Source organism: Tritonibacter sp. SIMBA_163, assembly GCF_046535935.1.
GTDB lineage: Bacteria > Pseudomonadota > Alphaproteobacteria > Rhodobacterales > Rhodobacteraceae > Epibacterium > Epibacterium scottomollicae.
On sequence record NZ_JAWJBP010000011.1, the window covers coordinates 119,168 to 125,258 of the forward strand.

Genomic DNA, 6,091 nt, shown 5'->3' on the forward strand with positions numbered 1-6,091 from the left:
GGCCTGCACCAAGTCTCTTGGCAAGGCGGCAGCGGCGTGGTCTCTGTGATGTGAGAACTGGGGAGAGGAGCAGCGCTGTGGCGGCAACATTCAATATGGTGGGCGTGATCCGCTTCTCGCTGTTGACGCCGACGTTCAACGCCGACCAGTTTCCCGATCTAGAGACGGCGGCAACAGCACTGTTTGATCCGGCGCGCATGGCGCTGCGGCTGCATCTGTTTGAAAACCTCTGCCTGCCTTCGCTGCTGCGACAGGGCGATCCGGACTTCCAGCTGGTGGTGGCGACGTCGAATCGTCTGCCGGATATGTATCTTCAAAAATTGTCAGATCTGCTGGCGCCGCATTCACATCTGCATCTGGTTCAGTTTGGCGCTGCCAACCATTTCCAGATCCTGAAAGACGCCTATGAGCTGATCCCGGATGACGGCGAAAGCCATCGCATCCTGTTCCGCCTTGATGACGATGATGCGCTGGATGGTGCATATGTGAGCCGAACCAAGCGCCTGGCGGCAGGGCTATTGCCGCTGCAGGCGACGCCCGAGACCGCATATGCCATTGCCAACAATCGCGGCATCTACCTTGTCCGAGAGCCGGGCCAGCACTCGCAGGTGATCGACAGTTGCGAGCGTGCGCCTTTGTCTGCCGGCACTGCGGTGGTTCGCCCCGTGGCGGGACGGGGCAACCCCTATCGCTACAACCACCGTAAATTTGCCCAGCACTACCCGCTGTTTTCCGATATCTCTGTTCCGGGGTTCCTGCGTACGGTGCATGAGGACAACCATTCCACACCAGCGATGATGGGGCTGACCGGACGGCAGAGCGAGGCGGAGCTTGACGCTGATCTACGCCAGCACTTTGGCCTCTCCCTCGCGGAGCTGAAAGCCATTTGACATGACCGACCGATTGAACCCGAACCAGAAGGGGGCCCTTCTGATGTTGGGCAGCATGGCCTTCTTCACTTTCAACGACACGCTGGTGAAGCTGGTCGGCGCCACGGTGCCCCTCTGGCAGATCGTGACCATCCGCGGAATTATGGCCAGCCTGCTGCTATTGGTGCTGGCCCGTGCGATGGGCGCGTTGCGTTTCAACTTTAGCCGTCGAGACTGGGCGCTGGTTCTGGCGCGCTGTGCCACCGAAATGGCGGTCACCTATTTCTTCCTGTCGGCGCTGTTGCAGATGCCATTGGCAAATATCACCGCCGTGCTGCAGATGCTGCCCTTGACCGTGACACTCTGTGCTGCGCTGTTTCTGGGCGAAACGGTGGGCTGGCGGCGCAGCTTGGCCATCGCTCTTGGGTTTGTGGGTATGATGCTGATCGTTCGTCCCGGTGGTGCGGATTTTGGTCCGGCCACGATCTATGCGCTGATCGCGGTCGCGCTGCTGACGATGCGCGATCTGGTCACCCGGCAGATGTCGCCTGCGGTGCCATCGCTGACCGTGACATTCCTGTCGGCCTTTGCCGTTCTTCTATTCGGCCTCGGCTTGGGCCTTGGCGAGAGCTGGCAGCCGGTTGGCGGGCGTGAATGGCTTTGGCTGTGTGGTACGGCGGTTCTGATCCTGCTTGCCTATCTTTGCGCGGTGATGACGATCCGGGTCGGAGACGTCTCGGCAGTCGCTCCGCTGCGCTACACCGGGCTGGTCTGGGCGCTTCTGTTGGGCTGGGTGGTCTTTGGCGAGTTTCCCTCCGGCTTGACGTTGCTGGGGGCGGGACTTGTGGTTGCGGCGGGGCTGTTCACCCTGCTGCGAGAACGTCAGGTGGCGGAGAACGCCTGACGCACCTGGGTCTCTTTGATGGCAAAGCGGGCTTCGAATTCTGCCGCCTGCTCTGGTGTCAGGGGGCTTACGGGCACGGGCGCCACAGCTTTCTGCCGGGAATCGTTGGACCCATGGTGGCCACGCACGAACATCGGCGCATCGGACAGGGTAATGGTCGGCATGAAGCGCGGAATTTTCTGATGCGCAAAATTCATGATCGTCAGCGGGGAGCCGCCTCGAACATGCACGCCAAGGGCGGCCACGTAGTAAGGGCGGTGGAGCGCTGCCGCTGCGATCCCCTCTGCGCTGAACTCGGCGACATAGCCCATGTTGAAATCTACAGCTACAGCGCGATGGCGCTCGATCAGACCGCAGCAATCGGTCACCGTTTGGCGTAACCGTTCGACAAAATCAACCGACACCGCATCGTCGTCATCGTAGCGAAACTGCAGGCAGGGCGCATCGGGATCTCGGCGGGCGTCATTAAGGATCGCCTTCATGATCGGGCGCTGCTGACGCGGCGGATGCTTCTGGATACTGATCTGCGGGATGTCGGCCACCAGATCGCGCAGCCGAGTTTCGTGATGCGCTGGCAGGCTGTCACCGATGACGATAATCAGATCGAAGTCCTGATCCGTCTGTTCACGCAGACAGGGCAGGGCGACCGTCTCAAACAGGCGGAACCGCTCTTCCAGCCGGGCTTCGGCGTAGAGAAACGCGATACGTTCCTCGATGCTGTTGTGTTCCACCTGAAAGCCGCCGATGGCAGGGTATGAAAATCGGCACAGCCCAATCACTTGCATTCTACCCCTCCCAAGGCACACAGTCGCCTGACTATGCCGTCCGGCGTGCTTGGCAGCAAGGTCAGGGCCCGAGCGCGACCGGGGCATGTGTTGACAACCCGGGCGACTCTGCATATACGCGCGCTATCCGGTTCGGAGGAGAAGTCCCTCTTACGCCGATATCATATCTGTAGTGGCTCAAGGTCAGGGCACTTTTACCACCCAGACCCTCTGTAAACCCACCGCGACGTTCACCTCGGAATGGGAGCGTTTGCGGTTTTTGCGTTTGCGTAAGTGGCAGAGGCAGATGAATTCGCCGCACGTCTCCGGGCATTCCGGGCCGCGTGCATGACATAGTGTTGCAAAACGGGGAATAACCGGAATGCCAACGATCCAACAGCTGATCCGCAAGCCGCGTCAGCCGAAAGTAAAGCGCTCCAAATCCATGCACCTGGAGCAGTGCCCACAAAAGCGCGGCGTCTGCACTCGCGTTTATACCACCACACCTAAGAAGCCGAACTCCGCTATGCGGAAAGTTGCGAAGGTTCGCCTGACCAACGGTTTCGAAGTGATCTCCTACATCCCGGGCGAATCCCACAACCTTCAGGAACACTCCGTGGTTCTGATCCGTGGCGGCCGTGTAAAAGACCTTCCGGGTGTCCGTTACCACATCCTGCGTGGTGTTCTGGATACCCAGGGCGTCAAAGACCGTAAGCAGCGTCGCTCCAAGTATGGCGCGAAGCGTCCTAAGTAATAAGAAGGATACTGATAGATGTCCCGTCGTCACGCTGCAGAAAAACGCGAAATTCTCCCCGACGCCAAGTTCGGTGACCGCGTTCTGTCCAAATTCATGAACAACCTGATGATCGATGGTAAAAAATCGGTCGCAGAGAGCATTGTCTACAACGCGTTCGACCGCGTTGAAGCAAAGATCAAGCGCGCTCCCGTGGAAGTGTTCCACGAAGCCCTCGACAACGTGAAACCCTCCGTTGAGGTTCGTTCGCGTCGTGTGGGTGGTGCCACCTACCAGGTGCCCGTTGAAGTGCGTCCCGAGCGCCGTGAAGCGCTCGCCATCCGTTGGTTGATCACTGCGGCCCGTGGCCGTAACGAGAACACAATGGAAGAGCGCCTCGCCGGTGAGCTCCTCGATGCTGTACAAAGCCGGGGTACTGCCGTTAAGAAGCGCGAAGACACGCACAAGATGGCTGAGGCTAACAAAGCCTTCTCGCATTATCGCTGGTAACTCTTTAGAGGCTCATCCAAATGGCACGCGACTATCCGCTAGACCGCTACCGTAACTTCGGTATCATGGCGCACATCGATGCAGGTAAAACCACCTGCTCCGAGCGCATCCTGTTTTACACCGGCAAATCCCACAACCTTGGTGAGGTGCACGATGGTGCGGCCACCATGGACTGGATGGAGCAGGAGCAGGAACGCGGTATTACCATCACCTCCGCGGCGACGACCACGTTCTGGGAGCGCACTGAGAACGGCACCGAGCCGGACTCCGAAAAGCACCGCCTGAACATCATCGACACCCCTGGCCACGTTGACTTCACCATCGAAGTCGAGCGTTCGCTCGCCGTTCTTGACGGCGCGGTGTGCGTTCTTGACGCCAACGCCGGTGTTGAACCGCAGACCGAAACCGTGTGGCGTCAAGCTGACCGCTACAAGGTTCCGCGTATGGTCTTCGTCAACAAGATGGACAAGATCGGCGCAGACTTCTTCAACTGCGTCAACATGATCGAAGACCGCACCGGCGCCCGCGCCGTGCCCGTCGGCATTCCGATCGGTGCCGAGACCGAGCTGGAAGGCCTGCTCGATCTGGTGACCATGGAAGAATGGCTGTGGCAGGGTGAAGACCTTGGTGCATCCTGGATCAAGGCTCCGATCCGTGAGAGCCTGCAGGACATGGCCAACGAATGGCGTGGCAAGATGATCGAAGCGGCCGTCGAAATGGACGACGCGGCGATGGAAAACTACCTGATGGATGGCGCCGAGCCTGACGTCGCCACCCTGCGCGATCTTCTGCGCAAAGGGACCCTGGCGATGGCATTCGTGCCTGTTCTGGGTGGCTCCGCGTTCAAGAACAAAGGCGTACAGCCTCTGCTCAACGCTGTGATCGACTATCTGCCCAGCCCGCTGGACGTTGTCGACTACATGGGCTTCAAACCCGGCGACGAAACAGAAACCCGTGACATTCCGCGTCGTGCGGATGACTCCATGGCGTTCTCTGGCCTGGCGTTCAAAATCATGAACGACCCCTTCGTCGGCTCCCTGACCTTCACCCGGATCTACTCCGGCGTGCTGAACAAGGGCGACTCGATCCTGAATGCCACCAAAGGCAAAAAAGAGCGCATCGGTCGTATGATGATGATGCACTCCAACAACCGGGAAGAGATCGAAGAAGCTTTCGCAGGCGACATCATCGCGCTGGCGGGTCTGAAGGACACCACCACCGGTGATACCCTCTGCGATCCCAAAGAGCCGGTCGTTCTGGAAACCATGACCTTCCCGGATCCGGTTATCGAGATCGCCGTGGAGCCCAAGACTAAGGGCGACCAGGAGAAAATGTCTCAGGGTCTGGCACGTCTTGCTGCCGAAGATCCGTCCTTCCGCGTGGAGACCGACCTCGAGTCCGGTCAGACCATCATGAAGGGCATGGGCGAACTTCACCTGGACATCCTCGTTGATCGTCTGAAGCGTGAATTCAAGGTCGAAGCCAATATCGGTGCGCCTCAGGTGGCCTACCGCGAGACCATCGGTCACGAGGTCGAGCACACCTACACCCACAAGAAACAGTCGGGTGGTTCGGGTCAGTTCGCCGAGGTGAAGATGATCATCTCGCCGACAGAAGCCGGTGAAGGCTTTTCCTTCGAATCCCGCATCGTTGGTGGTTCGGTTCCGAAGGAATACATCCCCGGTGTCGAAAAAGGCATCACCTCGGTCATGGACTCCGGTCCGTTGGCTGGCTTCCCGGTGATCGACTTCAAAGTTGCTCTGATCGACGGTAAGTTCCACGACGTGGACTCCAGCGTTCTGGCCTTTGAAATCGCTGCCCGTATGGCGATGCGTGAAGGTATGCGCAAAGCTGGTGCTAAGCTGCTTGAGCCGATCATGAAGGTCGAAGTGATCACTCCGGAAGAGTATACCGGTAGCATCATTGGCGATCTGACATCCCGTCGGGGGCAGGTGTCCGGTCAGGAGCCGCGCGGCAACGCAATTGCGCTCGACGCAAATGTGCCGCTGGCCAACATGTTCGGTTACATCAACACCCTGCGCTCCATGTCCTCGGGCCGCGCGCAGTTCACCATGCAGTTCTCGCACTACGATCCGGTACCGCAGAACATCTCTGACGAGATCCAGGCGAAATACGCGTAAGCGTGACGAATTGGGGGGGCGCACAGAGGTGCGCTCCCTCCTTAAAGCTAAAAGGAGGCCATCATGGCTAAGGAAAAGTTCGAACGTAATAAGCCGCACGTCAACATCGGCACCATCGGCCACGTTGACCACGGTAAAACCACGCTGACCGCAGCAATCACCAAATACTT

General features: G+C 59.0%; 7 protein-coding genes. 6 read left to right on the top strand and 1 reads right to left on the bottom strand.

Going from position 1 to position 6,091, the window contains the following annotated elements:
• Positions 1 to 77 precede the first annotated feature (77 nt).
• Positions 78 to 890, top strand: a complete 813-nt coding sequence (locus R0J92_RS15605) for a glycosyltransferase (RefSeq protein ID WP_411052310.1) — start codon at positions 78 to 80, stop codon at positions 888 to 890.
• A 1-nt stretch (position 891) separates the two neighbouring features.
• Complete coding sequence (locus R0J92_RS15610; protein ID WP_411052311.1) at positions 892 to 1,773, top strand: DMT family transporter; 882 nt, start codon at positions 892 to 894, stop codon at positions 1,771 to 1,773.
• On the opposite strand, the gene R0J92_RS15615 is transcribed toward R0J92_RS15610, so the two are convergent.
• Entirely contained in the window at positions 1,752 to 2,558 is an 807-nt protein-coding gene (locus R0J92_RS15615) for a putative rhamnosyl transferase (RefSeq protein WP_411052312.1), read from the bottom strand. The genes R0J92_RS15610 and R0J92_RS15615 overlap by 22 nt on opposite strands.
• Positions 2,559 to 2,919: 361 nt before the next feature.
• Between R0J92_RS15615 and rpsL the strand changes: the two genes are divergently transcribed.
• The 4 genes from rpsL to R0J92_RS15635 form a co-directional block, all read left to right on the top strand.
• Entirely contained in the window at positions 2,920 to 3,291 is a 372-nt protein-coding gene (gene rpsL / locus R0J92_RS15620) for a 30S ribosomal protein S12 (protein ID WP_005621086.1), read from the top strand.
• Positions 3,292 to 3,309: 18 nt separating this feature from the next.
• Positions 3,310 to 3,780 carry a 30S ribosomal protein S7 gene (gene rpsG, locus R0J92_RS15625; RefSeq protein ID WP_106164970.1) on the top strand — a complete coding sequence of 157 codons (471 nt, stop codon included), beginning with the start codon at positions 3,310 to 3,312 and terminating at the stop codon, positions 3,778 to 3,780.
• Between the two features lie 20 nt (positions 3,781 to 3,800).
• Positions 3,801 to 5,921 (top strand): elongation factor G, encoded by a 2,121-nt coding sequence (gene fusA / locus R0J92_RS15630; protein WP_106164971.1) that lies wholly within the window; start codon positions 3,801 to 3,803, stop codon positions 5,919 to 5,921.
• Between the two features lie 63 nt (positions 5,922 to 5,984).
• Positions 5,985 to 6,091, top strand: a 107-nt coding sequence (locus tag R0J92_RS15635) for a GTP-binding protein (RefSeq protein WP_170444454.1), incomplete at its 3' end; no start/stop codon positions are given.

Bases quoted from the DNA above. Each gene is read 5' to 3' on its own strand.
- rpsG (WP_106164970.1), top strand. From the start codon at position 3,310: ATGTCCCGTCGTCACGCTGCAGAAAAACGCGAAATTCTCCCCGACGCC.
- R0J92_RS15615 (WP_411052312.1), bottom strand. From the start codon at position 2,558: ATGCAAGTGATTGGGCTGTGCCGATTTTCATACCCTGCCATCGGCGGC.
- fusA (WP_106164971.1), top strand. From the start codon at position 3,801: ATGGCACGCGACTATCCGCTAGACCGCTACCGTAACTTCGGTATCATG.
- R0J92_RS15610 (WP_411052311.1), top strand. From the start codon at position 892: ATGACCGACCGATTGAACCCGAACCAGAAGGGGGCCCTTCTGATGTTG.
- rpsL (WP_005621086.1), top strand. From the start codon at position 2,920: ATGCCAACGATCCAACAGCTGATCCGCAAGCCGCGTCAGCCGAAAGTA.